The organism is Streptomyces sp. NPDC002513 (genome assembly GCF_053595355.1).
The window spans coordinates 1-1,141 of sequence record NZ_JBSFXK010000167.1 but is presented as its reverse complement, the minus strand read 5'-3'; the positions used below and the strand labels follow the sequence as shown (position 1 = coordinate 1,141).

The window sequence follows — 1,141 nt, the reverse complement described above, 5'->3', positions numbered from 1 at the left end:
CGCGACGACATCCACGAAGCGTTCCTCAGCCTGGCCTGCGGCATCATCTGCTGGCGCCGACTGGTCAACCTCTCACTTTGTTAGGAGTTCTAAGGCGGTCCGGGTCGCTGACCTGGATCGACAGCCAGCCGTCTTCGTGTACGTGGATGTCGAGGCTCAGGCCGCGGTCTCCGCCGATGCTGGCTGTCTGGCCTGGTCCCAGGCTGGACAGCTCCTGCTCCCAGGAGTCCAGGTCATGCTGGAAGAGGTAAAGGTCGAGCCGGGCGTCGACGAAACTCGCGGAGGCGAGTACGTCCGCGTGCAGGATGTCGTGGCCGGTCAGCACGCCCGGCTGGAACCGCCCAGTGACGCGGACGATGCAGCGATTCCCGTCCGGATCAGCCAGGTGGATAAGGTCCATCGGAGCGGGCTCGGTCATGAAGCTGCTCACTTTCGTGTGCTGATGCGGACTGCATCGTCTCCTATCGCTGGACGAGCGACACAGTCAGGACCCGGCATGGCGGAGTCACGTGGCCAGGGCCAAGCCGGTGCCGGCGAGACAGCCGTCGATCACGTCCGGCCGGTACTGGAGCGTCTTGAGCCGATGCTTGACCGCGCGGGTGACTTGGCTGAGGCCGGCGGCGGCGAGGTTGCCGATGTCGCGCTTGACCAGGGACCACACGCCCTCGGTTGGGTTGAGGTCGGGCGCGTAGGTGGGCAGCTGAATGACGGTGAGCCATTCGGCGTTCGCGTCGATGAACTCGCGCAGGGGCTTCGTCAGGTGTAGTCGGATGTTGTCCCAGACCAGCACGATCGGTCCGCCCAACTGGATGCGGGCCCGGACGATCAGATCACGGAAGTCGCGCCAGCCGAAGCCCTTCGGCTGGTCCTTGCGCCCGGTGTACTCCCGGACCGCATAGAACAGCCGGGCCCGCTCACCAGTCTTGTAGCAAGTCATTCCCGCCATCGACACTCGCCCGGAACCGCGGCCGCGTACCCGCACGACCGGCGTGCAGCCTCGGCGGCCCCAGGTCCTGGCACGCGGCGGAGTCATTGACTGCCCGGCCTCGACCCTGTTGCCCATTCGGCTACGCGGCGAGGCTGAGTTCGAGTCGGGCGAGGTGGCTGGTGTGGCGGCGGTCGAGTGGCTTGCCGTTCCACC

Annotated in this window: 2 protein-coding genes; both read right to left on the bottom strand. The window is 66.5% G+C overall.

Annotated features, from left to right (window positions below):
- Positions 1 to 64: 64 nt before the first annotated feature.
- On the bottom strand, positions 65 to 418 hold the full coding sequence (locus tag ACWD5Q_RS35525) for a DUF5959 family protein (RefSeq protein ID WP_451431194.1): 354 nt from the start codon (positions 416 to 418) through the stop codon (positions 65 to 67).
- Between the two features lie 87 nt (positions 419 to 505).
- Positions 506 to 1,141: IS630 family transposase (locus ACWD5Q_RS35520; RefSeq protein WP_451431193.1), on the bottom strand; the 636-nt coding region annotated here is incomplete at its 5' end.